The organism is Salinivibrio sp. ML323 (assembly GCF_001995745.1).
Lineage (GTDB): Bacteria > Pseudomonadota > Gammaproteobacteria > Enterobacterales > Vibrionaceae > Salinivibrio > Salinivibrio kushneri.
The window spans coordinates 270,829-289,408 of record NZ_MUES01000002.1 but is presented as its reverse complement, the minus strand read 5'-3'; the positions used below and the strand labels follow the sequence as shown (position 1 = coordinate 289,408).

Genomic DNA, 18,580 nt, shown 5'->3' with positions numbered 1-18,580 from the left:
GATGAATGTATGTATTATTCCCGCCCGAGGTGGCAGCAAACGCATTCCGGGCAAGAACCTCAAACTGTTTAACGGTGCGCCCATTATCACTTATGCCATTGCGACAGCACGTCAAAGTGGGCTATTCGATCGCGTCTTGGTTTCCACCGATTGCGACGACATTGCCAGTGTGGCGCGCGATGCAGGAGCTGAAGTGCCTTTTGTACGTCCCGCCGAGATTGCCGGTGATCACGCTACGACCTTGGATGTGCTTGAGCATGCGATCCAGTGGCTTAATCAGTCGCCACAGCAAACGCCTTTGCAAGCGATATGCTGCCTGTATGCTACCACTCCCTTTGTCACCACGGGTGACTTGCGCCAAGGCTTAGCGTTACTGGACGGCGACACTGTCAAATACAGTTTTGCCGCCACCCGCTACGCCTTTCCAATTCAGCGCAGTATTCATGTCGATGCCGATGGGAGTGTCAGCATGTTGTGGCCCGAGCACTTCACCACCCGTTCACAAGACTTACAACCGGCGTACCACGATGCGGGAATGTTTTACTGGGGCACGCCAAGTGCGTTTTTAGCGCGCGAGCCGGTTTTTGCCCCCCATTCGAAAGCTGTGTTGATCCCTCATTACCGCGTGCAAGACATTGATGAACCGGATGACTGGCTACGCGCTGAGCTAATGTATCAACTGTTGGAGCAACAGGCCTTGCTATGAGCCATATCGCCATTCGAGTCGATGCCTCCCAAGCGATAGGTACCGGCCACATCAGCCGCATGCACGTGTTGGCTAGCATGCTACAAGCGTCGGGTCATCAGGTAACCTTGGTATGTCGCGACTTGCCCGGCAATTTGATAGCAGTCAGCCATGAACAAGGCTTAACGGTGGCGGTGTTGCCTGCCCCCAAAAACTTGCTTAGCAACACCGATTGGCTGGGTGTGAGCCAGCGGCAAGATGCCGACGAGACAAGCGCATGCGTGGCTAACCAGCCGGTGGATTTAATGGTGGTGGATCATTACGCCTTAGATGCCCGCTGGGAGCAATCGATTCACACCCAATTGGGCTGTCCGGTGATGGTGGTCGATGATTTAGCCAATCGGCCCCACGATTGCGCGTTTTTACTCGATCAAAACCCTTGGCCTGAGCTTACCACGCGCTATGCGTCACAGCTTTTAAATTCACAAACCCGATGCTTATTGGGGCCAGACTATGCGCTATTGCGTCCAGCCTTTGCCGCCTTACATCAGTCTCCGCCGCCAAGGGAAGATAAGGTGATCGCCTTTTTCTCCGGCACGGATCCGACCGGTGAAAGCCGTAAGCTTGTGGACGCGGTGAAACACCTAGCAAAAGAGCAGACGCGCGAGAGACTGCCTTTCTCGCTATTAATTGTCACCGGACGACGTAACCCAGACCGCGACGCATTGTGTAAAGCGTCTGTCCCCGATGGGGTTAGCGTGGTGGAAGCACTGTCGGACTTTGATGCCCAGATGGCACGGGCACGCTACGCGTTTGGGGCGGCCGGTGTGACCGCCATTGAGCGCAGCTGCTTGGGGATCCCGAGCACCTTGGTGTGTGTGGCGGAAAACCAACACGCCATGGCCGAGTATCTCGCCGGACAGCCGGGCTATCAATACTTAGGACGTGGTGAGCATACCCGCTGGCAAGATTACGCGTCTGCACTGCAGCACCTTGCGGCAAACTGGCATCAGCTTCCTACCCTGCCAGCGATCACTGATGGAAAAGGCGCAGAGCGCGTGGTCGCGGCCTTGGAGCATGACTTATGCAACTGATTTTTAAAGCGGTGAGTCACGCGGACAGTGATACTTTATGGCATTGGCGCAATCGTCCCGCTGTCCGGCAGTTTATGTACACCCAGCATGAAATTAGCCATGATGAGCACAAAGCATGGTTCAGCCATATGCTCGCCAACACGCACCGTTATTTCTATATCGTTTACAAACGCGTAGACGGCCAACCGGACAAGCCACTTGGCGTGGTCAATCTTGACCTAAATAGCGAGAATAGGACAAGTGCGACCTGGGCTTTTTATGCGGCTCCGGATGCACCGCGTGGCAGCGGCGCGCTCATGGAATTTGGCGCATTAAGTTTAGCATTTGAGACCTTGGGCGTGACCCGATTGAACTGTGAAGTGCTCAGTCATAATCAGGGGGTGGCTCGGCTACATCAACGCTTTGGCTTTCGTGAAACGCCGCAAAGTCGGCAACGCACCTTTTCCCTGCCTGAGGGAAAAACAGTCGAGATTGTGTGCCTGTCTTTGTCCGCTGATGAGTGGCAGCAAGGCGCCAGCGACCTTCAAACCAAACTGAATATCGATGCGGTTTATGAACAACGACATTAAAATTGCAGGCCGTTTGATCGGTCCCCAGCATCCTCCCTATATCATTGCCGAAATGTCGGCCAACCATAATGGTAGCCTTGAGCTTGCCAAGCAAACCATCTCCATGGCCAAAGCCTGCGGTGCCGATGCTGTCAAAATGCAAAGCTATACTGCCGATACCATTACCCTTGATTGCGACCACGATGAATTTCAGATCAAAGGCGGACTGTGGGATGGTTATAGTCTCCACCAGCTATATCGCTGGGCACAAACCCCGTTTGAGTGGCACAAGCCGTTATTTGATCACGCCAGAAAAGAGGACATTACTCTATTCTCATCTCCCTTTGATTGCTCAGCGATTGACTTGCTCGAAGATCTTAACGCCCCCGCCTATAAAATTGCCTCGTTCGAGGCGATTGATTTGCCCTTGATTCGCTATGCCGCGCAAACCGGTAAACCGATGATCATCTCAACCGGCATGGCTGACCAGACAGAGATTGCCGAGGCGGTGGCGACCGCCCGTGATAACGGCTGTCGTGAGCTGGTGTTGCTTCATTGTATCAGCGCCTACCCTGCGCCGATTGAACAAAGCCATCTGCGAACCATCCCAACCTTAGCCAGCCGCTATCAAGTATTGGCAGGTTTATCCGATCATTCGCTGACCAATACCGCCGCGATCGCAGCCGTGGCACTCGGCGCGTGCGTGATTGAAAAGCATGTGATGCTCTCTGAAGACTCGGGCGGGCCAGATGCTGCTTTCTCGCTTACGCCACCTGCACTCAGTGCGCTTTGCGAGCAAACCCACGCGGCGTGGCAAGCGTTAGGACAAAGCGCCTTCACCACCCGAAAGGCGGAAGCAAGCAACCGTCAATTTAGGCGCTCTTTGTATGTCTGTGAGGATATCGCGCCCGGTGAGCCACTGACGGCGGATAATGTGCGCAGTATTCGCCCTGGCTTTGGGTTGGCACCGAAACACTATGATGCGGTGATCGGAAAGCGCGCAACACGCGCGTTAACCAAAGGCACCCCGTTGTCATGGGAAGATATAGACTGATAGCCCAAGTGGATTATCCCCTCTGCCACAACTAAAAAACCCGGCTAACTGAGCCGGGTTTGGTCTTCACTGATAGGCAGTGATTACATTTGCTTGACCATCTCGTCAGCAAACTCAGAGCACTTACGCAGGCTTGCCCCTTCCATTTGGCGCTCGAAGTCATACGTCACTGTTTTGTTAGCGATGGTGTTCTCCATTGACTTGATCACCAAGTCAGCCGCTTCAAACCAGCCCATATGACGCAGCATCATTTCAGCTGAGAGAATGAGTGAGCCTGGGTTCACCTTGTCTTGACCGGCGTATTTTGGCGCCGTGCCATGGGTCGCTTCAAACAGCGCCACGCCGTCACCAATGTTGGCACCTGGGGCGATACCAATACCACCAACCTGTGCGGCCAGGGCATCAGATACGTAATCACCATTCAAGTTCATGGTGGCAATCACGTCATATTCCGCAGGACGCAGCAGAATTTGCTGCAAGAAGGCATCCGCGATGGAATCTTTGATGATGATCTCTTTACCGGTTTTTGGATTTTTCATCGTCATCCAAGGACCGCCATCAAGCAACTCGGCACCAAACTCTTTATTGGCTACTTCGTATGCCCAATCTTTAAACGCCCCTTCGGTAAACTTCATGATGTTACCTTTGTGGACGATAGTCAGCGAGTCACGGTCGTTATCGATGGTGTACTCGATAGCGGCGCGAACCAGACGCTTGGTGCCTTCTTCTGAGATTGGCTTAATGCCTACACCACACTGCTCAGGGAAACGGATTTTGTTGGCACCCATTTCTTCACGCAGGAACTTAATCACTTTATCCGCTTCGGCCGTGCCTGCCTTAAACTCAACACCCGCGTAGATGTCTTCTGAGTTTTCGCGGAAGATCACCATGTCCGTGTCTTCTGGCTTTTTCAGTGGGCTAGGAACGCCAGTGAAGTAACGTACCGGACGCGCACAGATATAAAGGTCGAGCTCTTGACGAAGCGCCACGTTCAATGAGCGAATACCACCACCTACTGGGGTCGTCAGTGGCCCTTTGATTGCCACTTTGTATTCGCGAATAAAGTCGAGAGTTTCAGCTGGCAGCCACTGATCGTCACCATATACCTTGGTAGACTTCTCACCAGTATAGATTTCCATCCATGAAATCTTACGCTCACCGTTATAGGCTTTAGCAACAGCTGCATCAACAACTTTGATCATTGCAGGGCTAACATCCATCCCGATGCCATCCCCTTCAATGTAAGGGATCACAGGGTGGTTAGGGACTACCAGTTTTGTGCCGTCGAGTGTGATCTTCTGACCTTCCGCCGGTACAACTACTTTACTTTCCATTTTAATCTCCTAGCGTCCATTTGTTATCTTTGTGTAAGATGCGAGTTGAGGATACTCGAATTCATACAACACGCCAAACAGATTATTACGTGTATAATACGGAAGTCTCATTTGCCGTTTAATCTATTTGACAGCCCTCATGCCATATAAAGCCCGCCCCCAGCCAGCGTCAAAGGCTGTTTCAAACACCCAAGCTCCATCGGCCAAAGGTGGAAAGCCCCCCCGAGCGGCCACCGTCGCCACCAAAGTGATACTTGTTAACAAACCTTATAACATGTTGACCCAGTTTAGTGGCGAGCCCGGTGACAGTACATTGGCCGACATTGTCTCGGTGAAAGACGTGTACCCGGCCGGTCGGCTCGACAAAGACAGCGAGGGCTTACTGGTGCTCACCAATAATGGTGCCTTGCAAGCGAGACTCACCCAACCTTCATCCAAGTCTCCCAAAACCTATTGGGTACAAGTCGAAGGCGAGCCCAGCGATGAGGCGATTCAGGCGCTCTGTGACGGTGTCGAACTGAAAGATGGTATGACGCTGCCCGCCGATGTCGCCAAGATCGCCCCGCCCACCGTATGGGAACGCCACCCTCCGGTGCGTTATCGCGCTAACATTCCCACCACTTGGTTAGAGGTGGTGCTACAAGAGGGGCGAAATCGGCAAGTACGCCGGATGACCGCGCACATCGGCCACCCGACATTGCGCTTGATTCGCGCCCAACTCGGCCCATGGCAGCTAGATGATTTGCAACCGGGCCAGTGGCGTGAGGTCGCGCCCCCGAAAGGCTTCGAGCAGTTCACCCCTAAACCCAAAGGACCAAAAGGGAAAGCACCACGCCGTCGCACTCGCTCGTCCAAGCGCGCACCGTCGAAGAAACGCAATGAGTACTAGGAGTACCTGAACACACCATCGATCGATTTGCGCACACAGACCCTCCGCGCCAAGGATGGCGCGGCGGAGCCCCCAGGGATGGGTATACGGCGTGTCTGCGTGCGGGAATCGGTCGATAAACCTAAGGGGTTCACAAGTCTTTGCGCGGCATCCAATCCCAAGTATTAACCCTCATTGCTACTAATAGTATTAACATATGCCGCCTCGGTCACAGGCCACGCAACCATCTCCCCACTTTGGATAACGGTTAACGTGTGAGCCCTATCACATCTGTATCCGGCGATTTGATTCTGTTAAACTCAGCGTCCGTTTATTGATAGCAGCATTTGTGATCACCATGTCAGATAACAGCAGCAAAAAAGTGATTGTCGGAATGTCCGGCGGTGTTGATTCCTCCGTTTCTGCCTACTTGTTGAAACAACAGGGTTATCAGGTAGAAGGCCTGTTTATGAAAAACTGGGAAGAGGATGACAACGAGGAGTATTGCTCTGCTGCAGAAGACTTGGCCGATGCGCAAGATGTGTGTGACAAGCTTGGCATCGAGCTGCACACCATTAACTTTGCCGCTGAGTACTGGGACAACGTCTTCGAGCACTTTTTGACCGAATACAAAGCGGGTCGCACGCCCAACCCTGATATTCTCTGCAATAAAGAAATCAAATTTAAGGCGTTTCTCGAGTTTGCCGACGAAGTGCTGGATGCCGATTATATTGCCATGGGACATTATGTCCGTCGCACCTTCCCTGAAAACGGCGAAAAAGCGCAAATGCTGCGCGGCTTAGACAATAACAAAGATCAAAGCTATTTCTTGTACACGCTTAGCCATGATCAAGTGGCACGCAGCCTGTTCCCTGTGGGCGATTTAGAAAAACCGCAGGTACGCCAAATCGCGGAAGAGCAAGGTTTGGTGACGGCGAAGAAAAAAGATTCAACCGGCATTTGCTTTATCGGCGAGCGTAAGTTCACTGACTTTTTGTCGCAGTACTTACCCGCACAGCCCGGCCCTATCGAAACCACTGAGGGCGACGTGATTGGTGAACACCAAGGGTTGATGTACCACACTTTGGGTCAGCGCAAAGGCTTAGGCATTGGCGGTCTTAAAGGTGGCAACGGTAGCGAAGCGCCTTGGTATGTGGTCGATAAGGACGTTGCGCGTAATGTATTGCTCGTCGGTCAAGGCCATGATCATCCTCGACTCTATTCAGAAGGACTCATCGCAGCGCAATTACACTGGGTCGATCGCGAGATTGTGACTGAGACCCGCCGTTGCACGGTAAAAACCCGATACCGTCAACACGATATATCGTGTACTATCACGCCCGTTGATGATGATACAGTGAAAGTTATCTTCGACGAGCCGCAAATTGCGGTAACGCCGGGGCAATCCGCTGTCTTTTACGATGGCGATGTGTGCCTAGGCGGTGGCATTATCGAGCAACGTATTTAAGGAGCCGTGATCAGTGGCAGAGACGATTTATGATCGCACCCTGGCGTTTGCCAGCATTTGTCAGGCAGCAAAATTGGTGCAGGACGTATCTCGCAATGGGTATTGTGACCAAGACGCATTAAATACGAGCCTGAGCAGCATTATCATCACCAATCCCTCTTCTACCCTAGACGTATTTCGTGGAGAAGTAGGGAATGTCACCGGTGGCGGTGAATCAGGCCTTCACCTTGGTTTAGAGACCCTCATTGGCCAACTCGATAATAGCCGCAATGGTAGCGAAACCATGCGCTACCTGATTAATTTGTTGGCGTTGGAGCGCAAGCTGTCCAGCCGCCGTGATGCCATGGCACAACTGGGCGATCGCATTGAAACGATCGAGCGCCAAGTGAGCCATTTTGATTTGCTCGATGAGCAAATGATCAGCAACCTTGCCAGCATTTATCTCGACGTGATCAGCCCACTTGGACCGCGCATTCAAGTATCTGGTGATCCACAACATTTACAGCAAACTGGCGTGCAACATCGCGTGCGTGCCATCTTGCTTTCCGGTATCCGCAGTGCTGTCCTATGGCGTCAAGTAGGCGGCAAACGCCGGCATCTTATCTTTGGTCGCAAACAAATGGTTGAGCAGGCCAAACTCATTCTAGCCCGAAGCTAATCAGATTGAACTCAGGAGACAAAAAATGGAACTGTCAGCGCTGACTGCTGTTTCACCGGTCGATGGCCGATACGGTACGAAAACGATTGCGTTGCGATCGATTTTTAGTGAATTTGGATTGCTTAAATACCGCACCATCGTGGAAATCCGTTGGCTGCAAAAACTGGCAGCCACAGACAGCATTGCTGAAGTGCCCGTTTTTAGCGATGACGCCAATGCCCAACTCGACCGCATTGCTGCTGAGTTTGACGAACAAGATGCCGCGCGTATCAAAGAGATTGAGCGCACCACCAATCATGATGTCAAAGCGGTTGAGTATTTTCTAAAAGAAAAGATTGCCGATAACGCAGAACTCCATGCAGTAAGCGAGTTCATTCACTTTGCCTGCACCTCTGAAGACATTAATAACCTGTCGCATGCATTGATGCTCAAAGAAGCACGTGACACCGTGATCGTGCCAGAAATGCAACGTCTGGCGGACGCCGTCAAAGATCTGTCCCAGCAGTTCCGCGATGTGCCCATGCTTTCACGCACCCACGGTCAGCCTGCGTCTCCATCGACCATGGGTAAAGAGATGGCAAACGTGGCGTACCGCATGGCGCGCCAAATCAAGCAGGTTAAAAGCAGTGAGATCCTGGGTAAAATCAACGGCGCAGTGGGCAACTACAACGCGCACTTGTCGGCCTATCCAGAGATCGATTGGCATGCCTACAGCGAAGCTTTTGTGACCTCATTAGGTATTGACTGGAACCCGTACACCACTCAAATCGAGCCGCATGACTATATTGCCGAGCTCTTTGATGCCGTGTCGCGTTTTAACACCATTTTGATCGATTTTGACCGTGATATCTGGGGCTACATTGCGCTGGGCCACTTTAAGCAAAAAACTATCGCGGGTGAAATTGGCTCATCGACCATGCCGCACAAGGTTAACCCGATTGATTTTGAAAACTCGGAAGGTAACCTCGGCCTAGCCAATGCCATTTTCTCTCACCTTGGGCAAAAGTTGCCGATTTCTCGCTGGCAGCGTGACCTGACTGACTCCACCGCATTACGTAACCTCGGAGTGGGTGTGGGCTACACCCTGATTGCTTATGCGTCGACTCTGAAAGGGATCAGCAAGCTGGAAGTGAACCAAGCCGCACTCGAAGCGGAATTGGATCAAAACTGGGAAGTCCTTGCCGAGCCTATTCAAACCGTGATGCGTCGGTATGGGATAGAAAAGCCCTACGAGAAGCTCAAAGAGCTGACACGTGGCAAACGGGTTGATGGCGAAGGAATGCGTACCTTTGTTGATAGCCTTGATTTGCCTGAGCACGAGAAAGCACGCCTCAAGCAAATGACACCGGCTAACTACATTGGCGATGCGGTCAAGCTCACGGATAAACTGTAAGCAAAATGCGTCCAATGCTCGCGGCCTCCATATTGGAGGCCGTTTTTTCTCCCCCTCGCACCGCCCCGCTCGTCACGTTATACTGCCGCAAATTTCGTAAACTAAGTCGTTATGTATCAATTTCAGTTCTCGCTCGCCGAATTTATGGCCACACATTGGCATCAAAGCCCCACCGTTATCCGCCAGGGATTAGCCGATTTTGACGATCCGATTGAGCCTGAAGAAGTCGCAGGACTCGCGATGGAAGCCGATATTGACTCACGCCTGGTGACCCAAGCCGATGGCAAGTGGCAAGTCGCAAACGGCCCTTTCGAGCACTTCGATGATTTCCCAGAGACCCATGCGCAACTGGTGGTACAAGCCGCTAACCATTGGCACCCAGGCGTACGTGAACTGGCTGACGCATTTACCTCGCTACCGCAGTGGCTATTTGACGATGTGATGGTGTGTTATTCCCAGCCTCAGGGCGGCGTCGGGCCACACATTGACCAGTATGATGTGTTTATCGTGCAAGGCCAAGGCCGCCGCCGTTGGCGCGTTGGGCCAAAAGGTGATTACCAAGAAGCCAACTTAGACACCGGGCTCAAGCAGATCACCGGCTTTGATGCCATCATCGATGTGGTGCTAGAGCCAGGCGATATTCTTTATATCCCGCCAGGCTTTCCACACGAAGGCGATACCCTTGAGCCTTCGCTCAGCTACTCAATTGGCTATCGCTCACCAAAAGCCCGCGAGCTACTGAGCAGTTATGCCGACCAAGTGATTGTCGACGAAGCCGGCGATAATCATTTCCATTGGCCTGCCATGTCAGCCCAACCAGACGCGCCTGCGGCATTGGATCCACAACATCTCGCCCAGATGGACGAAATGATGATGGCATTAATGCACGACGAGATCCGTAAAAAGCGCTGGATTGGCGAGTTTCTCTCTCAAGCTCGGCATGAACTCGACTTACTTAGCCCCGATCCTCAGTGGCAGCCGGATAGTCTCAAAGCCGCCATGCAAGATGGACTCTGTCTGGAAAAGCTCAGTGGCTTGCGTGCGTTCTATCACGCCGATCAGCCAGAGATGATTTTTATGCTCGGTGAGAGCTTTGACTTACCCGCAGGAGGGTGTGAGTCACTGACCCCTAAGCTGTGCAATCAACGTTTTATCGATTGGGAAACGCTCGGTAAAGCCGCTGACAATAGTCTGTTTTGGCCGATGCTCACGCTGTGGGTAAACCGCGGCTACTGGTATCCTCTAGAGGAAGCGCCAGAGTAACCGCGGATCACCAAGGTTAGACTTTAAACTGGGCCGTTAGCGCACGCTGACGGCCAGCCAGCGCTTCCAGTTGACTGGCAATACTCGCCGCCGATTCGGCATGCGACAAGAGTTCATCACTGCGCTCACGAATATGGGTTACGTTTTGCGTCACGTCGCCTGACACCGCGCTTTGTTGTTCCGCCGCCGCGCTAATTTCACTGTTAAGCCCCATCATATCCTGCATCGCAGTACGAATTTGGTCCAAACTGGTGACGGTTTCTTGCACCTTTTCAGCGGTATCATCCGCTAGCTGATTCCCATCATGAATCGCCGCTACCACTGATTGTGCGCCGGACTGCAACGAATCAATCACGGTACGGATCTGGGTGATTGACTGGTTAGTACGCTGTGACAGTTCACGCACTTCGTCAGCGACTACCGCAAACCCGCGCCCTTGCTCACCCGCACGCGCTGCTTCTATCGCCGCATTTAACGCCAGCAAATTAGTTTGCTCAGACATGGTATCAATCACGGTTAAGATTTCAGTAATGTCCTGACTACTCTTTTGTAAGGCTTGCGCATCATGGGTAGCCCCATTCAGCGTCTCCACCAAACGCGCCATGGCTTGTGATGAACCAGTCACAATTTTTTCACCGCTCTCTGTGGCGGTGTTGACCGCGTTGGCTGCAGTCAGCGCTGACTCAGTATGGCTGGCAACCTGGGAGGCGGTTTGCGTCATCTCTTCTGACGCCGTCGCCACTGCATCCAAGCTTGATACTTGTTCACGGCTACCATCTCGAGTTTGCGCGGCCACACGGGCAGCTTCTTTGGCCGTATGTTCCGCTTCTTCAACGCTATTAATCACATTCGCCATAATAGGCTGCAGCTTATCGAGGAAGCGGTTAAAGCGCCCCGCCAGTACCCCGATTTCATCACGATTTTTAAGCTGGATACGTTGCGTGAGATCGCCATCGCCGTCGGCAATCTCTGCCAAACGTTCTGCCAGTAGCTTCAGGGGTTTAACGATTTGGCGCGCCGCGAATCCGGCGATCACCAAGGCAAGCAGGGTTGCCACAACCCCTAAGCTACGTTCTGTCCACGCGGCTTGACTGCGTTGCGCGGTAATTTGTTGGCTTAATTGGTTTGCCTCAGAGAGTAAGACATCTTCCGGCAAGGTGATAAGGGCTCCCCACGTAGTGCCTGGCAAAGCAATCGGCACATAGGTCATCAACTGGCTTTTTTGCCACACGGTCTGTGGTTGACCTTCGGTCAGCCACCCACCCATGTTACCGGGCGCCGACGGCAAATCATCGACCTTCCCTCCCGTTGCTTGCGAGTTATCCGACGCGACTACTCGCCCACCTTGGCTTAGTACACTGACATTGCCAGCGCCGTCAAATAGGGCTTTATCCGCCTCTGAGATCACTGACTGTAAGCCGCCAAGCGCAATATCAATGCCTAGCACCCCCAGTACTTGCCCATCACGCATCAGCGGTGAGGAAATGGTGACACTCATACTGCTGCCCGCTTGTTTGGGCGCAGATACACAAGCGGCGCCTTGGCTCAATGGACACTGGTACCAATGATTCGCCGCTTGCCCGTTGTCATTTTTATCGCCGTTGTTAATTTGTTTCTCACTGAGCACGGTACCTTGCAGATCGCCGTCCCGCTTTTGCCAGCGGCTGGCAAAACGCCCTGCGGCATTGGCGCCCCGTTCTGTATCGAGCTGATAAAAGTCATCTTCTTGATCGAGCGCGTTGGGCTTAAACACCACGAACGCAGCTTGCACCGTATCGAAGTTCTCCACTGAGCGCCGCACCAGCTCATTGATTGAGCCGCGAAGCTCGCCACTGTCGGTAAAGTTTTGCTCAGCGTTATATTGTAGGTACACCACACTTTGCGCCAGCATTTGGGCACGATACACCGCTTCATCCAACGAGCGTTGAACATGCGTCGCTTGCACTTGGGCTTGGCTGGTCGCGAGGCGCTGGGCGGCACTGCGCAGCGTTTGGGTACTCGCTTGCCCGACCGTTTGCTGAAACTGGTTATTAACGTATGTTGAGAAGGTTAATAATGTCACCGCGGTTACGGCAACACACACACTGGCCACCAGGGTGACCTTCCATTGAATTGAGAGGGATCGCATGACAGCTCCTTTGTCACTCTATCGACAGCCACCACTGCTATCGATTCTCATCCTTGAAACACGCATTTAACAGTAACAAAAAAGCGCAGGAAATAAACCTGCGCTTTTCATATTATTGCGTTTTTTACGATGGCAAAAAACGTCGCTTATCTGTCTTTTGGATCCAAGGCGTCACGAAGCCCATCGCCAACATAGTTAAAACAGAACAATGTCATCACCATAAAGGCGGCAGGGAACAGCAGCTGCCAAATCGCAATTTCCATGGTTTGCGAGCCCTCTTGTAGTAAGGCCCCCCAACTGGTCATTGGCTCTTGTACACCTAACCCCAAGAAACTCAAGAAAGACTCAAACAAGATCATGTTCGGCACCAGTAAGGTCGAGTAAACCGCAACAATCCCAAGTACGTTTGGCACGATATGGCGGGTAATGATATGGCGCGTGCTCACCCCTGAAACGTGAGCGGCTTCGACAAACTCTTTACTCCGCAAGCTCAGGGTTTGACCGCGCACAATACGTGCCATATCTAACCAGGCAATACAGCCAATGGCCACGAAGATCAGCACGATATTACGGCCAAAGAAGGTGACCAGCACAATCACAAAGAACATAAACGGAATCGATTGGAGGATTTCCACCAAGCGCATCATCACCGCATCGGTGCGGCCGCCAATAAAGCCTGATGTGGCACCATATAAGGTACCAATCAAGACGGCGACAAAGGCGCCCATGACGCCTACCATGATCGATATACGCCCACCCATCATGGTGCGAGTAAAGAGATCTCGGCCTAACGCATCGGTACCAAACCAATGGCCCTCTAAGCCCAATGAAGGCGCGGCATGAATCGCATACCAATCGGTCGCGTCATAGGCATAAGCACTGATGTAGGGCCCAAGGATCACGCTCAAACCAATCAATACAAGAATGACCAAGCTCGCCATCGCAGCACGGTTACGCTTAAAACGAATCGCTGCATCCTGCCAAAGGCTACGCCCCTTGACATCGACTTCTTCAGCAAAGTTTTCGAGGGCGTCAATGTTTTCTTTTTTCGTCAGCATCATGTCACCCCTAGTAACGAATCTTAGGATCGATATACGCAAGCAGGATATCGACGATCGCGTTGAAAAGAATGGTCAGTGTACCGATCAAAATGGTACAGCCAAGCACTAATGAATAATCACGGTTAAACGCGGCGTTCACAAATAACTTACCGATACCCGGCAAGCCGAAAATGGTTTCGATCACCACCGACCCAGTAATAATGCCCACAAACGCCGGCCCCATGTAGGAGACAACCGGTAGCATCGCAGGCTTGAGCGCATGTTTAACAATAATTTTAGGGTAACTGAGCCCTTTGGCACGCGCGGTGCGGATAAAGTTACTGTTTAGGGTTTCAATCATGCTGCCACGAGTCACACGCGCAAATGTGGCCACGTACAGCAAGGACATGCCAATCATCGGCAACACCATAAATTGCCAGCCGCCGCCTTGCCAGCCACCCGCAGGGAGCCAACCAAGATTAATGGCGAAGATGTAAATCAGCACGGGAGCTAACACAAAGGATGGCATCACCACGCCCAACATGGCCGTGGACATAATGGTGTAATCAATCCAGGTGTTCTGCTTAAGCGCGGCAATGGTGCCAATGCTCACGCCGAATAAGAGGGTAAAAATAAATGCGACAGCACCAATCTGCGCTGACACGGGGAGCGAGCCCGCGATCAACTCGTTCACCGAGTAGTCCACATACTTGAATGAGGGACCAAAATCGCCTTTTAGGATATTCCCCAAATAGGTGGTGTACTGCTCAAACACCGGCTTATCGAGGCCGTATTTGGCATTGATATTCTCCATTACGGCAGGGGGCAATGGGCGTTCGCTTGAAAAAGGGTTGCCTGGTGCAAACCGCATCAAGAAAAAAGAGATAGTAATTAAGACCAACAAGGTTGGAATAGCTTCCAAAAGGCGCTTGGCGATAAATTTCAACATAACTGTACCGTTTCGTTTTGAGCCTCACAGCGTCCGCTACCTAGGCGATACCTACATAGCGACAACCAGCCAAGGGAGCTGCATGTTGCAGCTCCCTTATCAGCTGTGAATCAGACGTTACTCCGCCTTGATGTAAAGATCTTTTGAGTAGATCTTCTCTTCAGCGTTATTGGCAGGGAAGCCACCGACTTGTGGACTAAGCAGACGCGCTTTTACATATTGGTAAATAGGCGCAATCGGCATGTCTTTTGCCATTTGGGCTTCTGCATCCAAGTACAGTTGTGTGCGTTTGGCGTCGTCTGTGGTGGTCATGGCGTTTTCCATGATCGCATCGTAGGCTTGGCTATCATAGTGCACACCACCTGACGAGTTAGAGCTGCGCATCAAGCTAAGGAAAGTAGAGGCTTCGTTGTAATCGCCACACCAACCGGCACGCGCCACATCAAAGTTCCCCTCATCTTTGGTGTTAAGGTAGGTTTTCCACTCTTGGTTATTGAGTGCAACATCCACACCCAGCTTGTCTTTCCACATTTGACCAATGGCGACGGCCAGCTTTTTGTGGTTTTCACTGGTGTTATACAGCAGTGAGAAATCAAGCGGATTATTTTCACCGAATCCAGCTTCTTTGAGCAGACGCTTCGCTTCCGCGTCACGCTCTTCTTGGCTCATCTTGGCGTACGCAGGCAGCTCAGGATCAAATCCAGCAGTGATTTCAGGCGTCAAGAAGTACGCCGGCTTTTGACCCTGACCCAGCAAGGCATCAGTGATCACGTTACGCTCAATCGCGTAAGACAGCGCCTTACGTACACGCACGTCATTAAAAGGTTCACGCTTGGTATTGAAGATGTAGTAATAGCTACACAGGTTACCGACGATTGAAAGATCCTCAGGATGTTCCTTTTTAAGACGACGGAAATGCTCGTTGGGGATCTCATTAGTCATATCAATCTCACCAGCCAAGTAACGGTTCATTTCCGCCACTTGGTTTTCAATCGGCAAATAGGTCACTTTATCGAGCGTGGTGTTTTCATTATCCCAATATTGGTCGTTGCGTGTTAATGCAAGACGCTCATTGATTACCCACTTATCGACGACATAGGCACCATTACCGACGAAGTTTTCAGGCTTGGTCCACTGATCGCCATATTCTTCTACCGTTTCTTTATGCACCGGCTTCATGGTGGTGTGGCCCATCATCTTCACCAGGTAAGGCACGGCGGTATCTAACGTCACCTGAAGGGTATGATCATCTAGCGCTTCAACGCCCAATGTGTCTTTGTCTTTGTCACCCTTAATGATGGCTTTGGCATTTTCCATGTGGGTGTAGCCAAGATACCAAGAATACGGTGATGCGGTCATTGGATCAGCCACACGCTTAAAGCTGTATTCAAAATCTTGCGCGGTCACAGGATCACCGTTAGACCATTTGGCGTCTTCCCGCAGATAAAAGGTAAACACCTTGTTATCTTTGTTTTCCCAGCGTAAAGCGACACCTGGAATGACATTGCCATCTGCATCTTGGTTAACCAGGCCTTCTAACAGGTCACGAATAACGTGCGATTCTGGCACACCTTGGGTTTTATGCGGATCTAACGACGCCACTTCGGCACCGTTGCCACGCACGAGTTCTTGCTCTGCCGCCAGTTGCGGTTCGCCTGTCGCGGACTCGGCTTGTTGTTTGGTTTCAGGGTTAGATTGAGAGGTCTGTTTTTGCTCTGGTTCGCTGCATCCTGCTAGCGCCAGAGAAAGGCCAGCGCCCATAAAGAGGGTTCGGGTGATCGTGTTTAGCTTCATCGTGTAACTCCATAACAATCGCTATTGCATCCATGACAATCGACGCCGCTTGGCGGGAGAATCCGTTTTGCACAATCTAAAAAGCTGTGCTACGCCTCACTGCGCGATTAGAGGCAAAACATTACCAAGCAACGCTGTGTTTTGCCATAAATCTGAAGTATTTTGCCATAGAATGAGATTAAAAACTCATCTTTCACTACTAAAAAGTCACATAAAGGAATTTTAAGCTGGTAAGACGAGGCCGCGTTAGCGCTTTATTCACCACAAGAAACAAAATACGGAACAAATTGCTATTTATACTGAATCTGGGGGCATTGGCACTAATGCTGAACTAGCTTGCGGTCGAAAAAACACACAAGCCTCTCTCTATCTTCGCAATCTCAGTGACTTTGACTGCCAATATGCGTCAAATGTTACTTAATTGTAAAGCCGTTACTAAACGTTATTTGTCGGAAAAACTCAACAGATACACATGCACGTGATGTCAGACAGCTATCACGGTCACAAAATCTGGCTTGGATGAGCGTTAATGGAACCTGTCATCGCGAATAGGCGCGAGGGTCAAGCGAGGATATAAAATGGAGGGAGAAGGTAGAAACGGCTGCTACGGTAGACTCGAGCGGTGATCATGTCGCAACAAAGCCAGCTTCGAGGCTGGCTTTGTCCTGTAAACCACTATTTTTTAGCATCGTCGGGACTAAACACGGGGCCACTATCGGATGAGCGATCATTGGCCTCATCGTGCAGAGCACGGTTGTCCTCGCGTGCTTTTTCCATTTCTGGCATGACCTCGTTGAGCATTTCTTTCATTTTCTTGTTGCTATAGCGCTTGTGTTTCATTGTGTCCTCCTGAACTCATCAGTATTTGGCACAGTCACTCGCACAACACCGACCGAGTGTGATCGACTGTTGCGCCAGTACAAACCGCTTGTGCAATTTTTACGCTACACCTTCATCGTCAATAAAGCAAAATATGGCCGAAAAGGCATACCAGACAGTATCGTCCCTACAGCACCTTGACGTCGCAGCCCAAGACCAGAGCGGATATCGGCCCGCTCTTGACTTAGTTTAATAACATTTTCTGATAATAAGCGGCTGTTTAGACGAAATACCAATATTGATGCATTTTTAAGCAAGCAATGTTGTTATTCGACGCCATATCCCCCATCATTATGTTGTTGATGCGTTGTTCCCGATCATCAACCTGATTTTTCTTCCGACAAGAGAGTAAAAAGCAAGACTATGAGACCACAAAGCTCAACCTCGCGCCCTTTATGCGCTCGCGTTCGCCATGGTTACAACCCAAATAAAGGAAAAAAACCACAGGTTAACCGCTAACGCGGTGTTGATGTTAAAACACCCCTTTAATAGCCTCCACGTCGAGGCTATTTTTTTGTCTTCATACCGCGATGCTGACGACGAGTCAGAGCAATCCCCTACTCACAAGCCGCCACAACGCGGGCAAGTTAGCGTTTGCGTAATGCGGTATCGCGAGCGGATTTGCATTGCAAATTGCGACTTTTCTCTCTCAAACGCGACGTAACTGCAGCGTCACCATGCCGAACTGCTGGTATAAGGGCGTTTCAAAAAGTAGGCACCCCTTTTGCTATATCTAAATTACTAGACCAACGCCATTGCTTGTCAGGGGGTGTCACATGGGACAATCCACACCAATTTTGTTTAATGATCGTCACATCTTGCCAGGGGGGCGGATGCCTCTTCGCATTCCAACAGGCGACTCTTTAGACACACTCGTATTCGCGTTAAAGCATGGACTGCCTCTCGGGGTGTGTATGGCGGAAACACAAGCTCAGCGCTCTCACGTGGATATTGGCACCTTTATTGAAATTGAGGACTATACCCGAAGCCAAGAAGATGGCTGCTTAGTGATCACGGCACGGGGAACCGCACGCTTTGCGATTCATGCGTTTAACCAGCAGCACAACCACATCTTGTTTGCCTCGGTAAACGCGTTACCTCGGTGGCCCGATTGCCACGTCGACAAACAAAGCGAGCCTCTCGTGGAGCGCTTACAGTCGATGTTTGAGCGCTATCCTGAACTACAACAAATGCACCGAGAGACCGAGTTCTCCAATTTGACGTGGTTATGCCAACGCTGGTTAGAGCTGCTGCCGCTCCCCACCGGGGAAAAACAACAGTTAATGGCGAACAACTCCTGTGTCGCCACACGGGATTATCTGTTGAGCATGATGCAAGATCCCCATTAAACCGTTTTTATTGCTGCCTTGCTATTTGCCCTATTTATTCATTTGCTTGATTGGGCGAGGTAACGCGACGCGTTAC

At 51.4% G+C, this 18,580-nt stretch carries 15 protein-coding genes and 1 pseudogene; 10 read left to right on the top strand and 6 right to left on the bottom strand.

What is annotated here, in order from left to right; all coding sequences use genetic code 11:
- Position 1 precedes the first annotated feature (1 nt).
- The 4 genes from pseF to pseI are packed head-to-tail and all read left to right on the top strand — an operon-like array spanning position 2 to position 3,381.
- Positions 2–706, top strand: coding sequence for a pseudaminic acid cytidylyltransferase (pseF, locus tag BZG13_RS02915; RefSeq protein WP_077456220.1), 705 nt, complete (start codon positions 2–4; stop codon positions 704–706).
- Positions 703–1,779 carry a UDP-2,4-diacetamido-2,4,6-trideoxy-beta-L-altropyranose hydrolase gene (pseG, locus tag BZG13_RS02910; RefSeq protein ID WP_077484833.1) on the top strand — a complete coding sequence of 359 codons (1,077 nt, stop codon included), beginning with the start codon at positions 703–705 and terminating at the stop codon, positions 1,777–1,779. Before pseF ends, pseG begins: the two co-directional genes overlap by 4 nt.
- Positions 1,770–2,348: a UDP-4-amino-4,6-dideoxy-N-acetyl-beta-L-altrosamine N-acetyltransferase gene (gene pseH / locus BZG13_RS02905; RefSeq protein WP_077484830.1), complete on the top strand. Its 579-nt coding sequence runs from the start codon at positions 1,770–1,772 to the stop codon at positions 2,346–2,348. The genes pseG and pseH overlap by 10 nt, the downstream gene beginning before the upstream one ends.
- Positions 2,332–3,381: a pseudaminic acid synthase gene (pseI, locus tag BZG13_RS02900; RefSeq protein ID WP_077484827.1), complete on the top strand. Its 1,050-nt coding sequence runs from the start codon at positions 2,332–2,334 to the stop codon at positions 3,379–3,381. Before pseH ends, pseI begins: the two co-directional genes overlap by 17 nt.
- 83 nt (positions 3,382–3,464) lie before the next feature.
- On the opposite strand, the gene icd is transcribed toward pseI, so the two are convergent.
- Positions 3,465–4,715, bottom strand: coding sequence for an NADP-dependent isocitrate dehydrogenase (gene icd / locus BZG13_RS02895; protein ID WP_069361198.1), 1,251 nt, complete (start codon positions 4,713–4,715; stop codon positions 3,465–3,467).
- 139 nt (positions 4,716–4,854) lie between these two features.
- On the opposite strand from icd, the pseudogene BZG13_RS02890 reads away from it, so the two are divergent.
- The 5 genes and pseudogenes from BZG13_RS02890 to BZG13_RS02870 all read left to right on the top strand — a co-directional run.
- A pseudogene (locus BZG13_RS02890) lies at positions 4,855–5,484 on the top strand (pseudouridine synthase); the annotation flags it as partial.
- A gap of 457 nt (positions 5,485–5,941) precedes the next feature.
- Positions 5,942–7,051 (top strand): tRNA 2-thiouridine(34) synthase MnmA, encoded by a 1,110-nt coding sequence (gene mnmA / locus BZG13_RS02885; protein WP_069361249.1) that lies wholly within the window; start codon positions 5,942–5,944, stop codon positions 7,049–7,051.
- A gap of 13 nt (positions 7,052–7,064) precedes the next feature.
- Positions 7,065–7,709 (top strand): high frequency lysogenization protein HflD, encoded by a 645-nt coding sequence (gene hflD / locus BZG13_RS02880; RefSeq protein ID WP_069361197.1) that lies wholly within the window; start codon positions 7,065–7,067, stop codon positions 7,707–7,709.
- A 25-nt stretch (positions 7,710–7,734) separates the two neighbouring features.
- Positions 7,735–9,102 carry an adenylosuccinate lyase gene (gene purB, locus BZG13_RS02875; protein ID WP_077484821.1) on the top strand — a complete coding sequence of 456 codons (1,368 nt, stop codon included), beginning with the start codon at positions 7,735–7,737 and terminating at the stop codon, positions 9,100–9,102.
- Positions 9,103–9,213: 111 nt separating this feature from the next.
- Complete coding sequence (locus BZG13_RS02870; protein ID WP_077484819.1) at positions 9,214–10,365, top strand: ribosomal protein uL16 3-hydroxylase; 1,152 nt, start codon at positions 9,214–9,216, stop codon at positions 10,363–10,365.
- A gap of 16 nt (positions 10,366–10,381) precedes the next feature.
- Here the strand turns inward: BZG13_RS02870 and BZG13_RS02865 are convergent, their stop codons facing one another.
- The 5 genes from BZG13_RS02865 to BZG13_RS15265 form a co-directional block, all read right to left on the bottom strand.
- Positions 10,382–12,493 carry a methyl-accepting chemotaxis protein gene (locus BZG13_RS02865; protein WP_077484816.1) on the bottom strand — a complete coding sequence of 704 codons (2,112 nt, stop codon included), beginning with the start codon at positions 12,491–12,493 and terminating at the stop codon, positions 10,382–10,384.
- A 146-nt stretch (positions 12,494–12,639) separates the two neighbouring features.
- Positions 12,640–13,551, bottom strand: coding sequence for an oligopeptide ABC transporter permease OppC (oppC, locus tag BZG13_RS02860; protein ID WP_100297933.1), 912 nt, complete (start codon positions 13,549–13,551; stop codon positions 12,640–12,642).
- Between the two features lie 10 nt (positions 13,552–13,561).
- Positions 13,562–14,482: an oligopeptide ABC transporter permease OppB gene (oppB, locus tag BZG13_RS02855; RefSeq protein ID WP_069361193.1), complete on the bottom strand. Its 921-nt coding sequence runs from the start codon at positions 14,480–14,482 to the stop codon at positions 13,562–13,564.
- A 117-nt stretch (positions 14,483–14,599) separates the two neighbouring features.
- A complete protein-coding gene (locus BZG13_RS02850) occupies positions 14,600–16,276 on the bottom strand; it encodes an ABC transporter substrate-binding protein (protein ID WP_077484814.1) in 1,677 nt (558 codons plus the stop codon).
- A gap of 675 nt (positions 16,277–16,951) precedes the next feature.
- Positions 16,952–17,116 carry a hypothetical protein gene (locus BZG13_RS15265; RefSeq protein WP_155522562.1) on the bottom strand — a complete coding sequence of 55 codons (165 nt, stop codon included), beginning with the start codon at positions 17,114–17,116 and terminating at the stop codon, positions 16,952–16,954.
- An 815-nt stretch (positions 17,117–17,931) separates the two neighbouring features.
- Between BZG13_RS15265 and BZG13_RS02845 the strand changes: the two genes are divergently transcribed.
- Complete coding sequence (locus BZG13_RS02845; RefSeq protein WP_077484812.1) at positions 17,932–18,504, top strand: LON peptidase substrate-binding domain-containing protein; 573 nt, start codon at positions 17,932–17,934, stop codon at positions 18,502–18,504.
- Positions 18,505–18,580 lie beyond the last annotated feature (76 nt).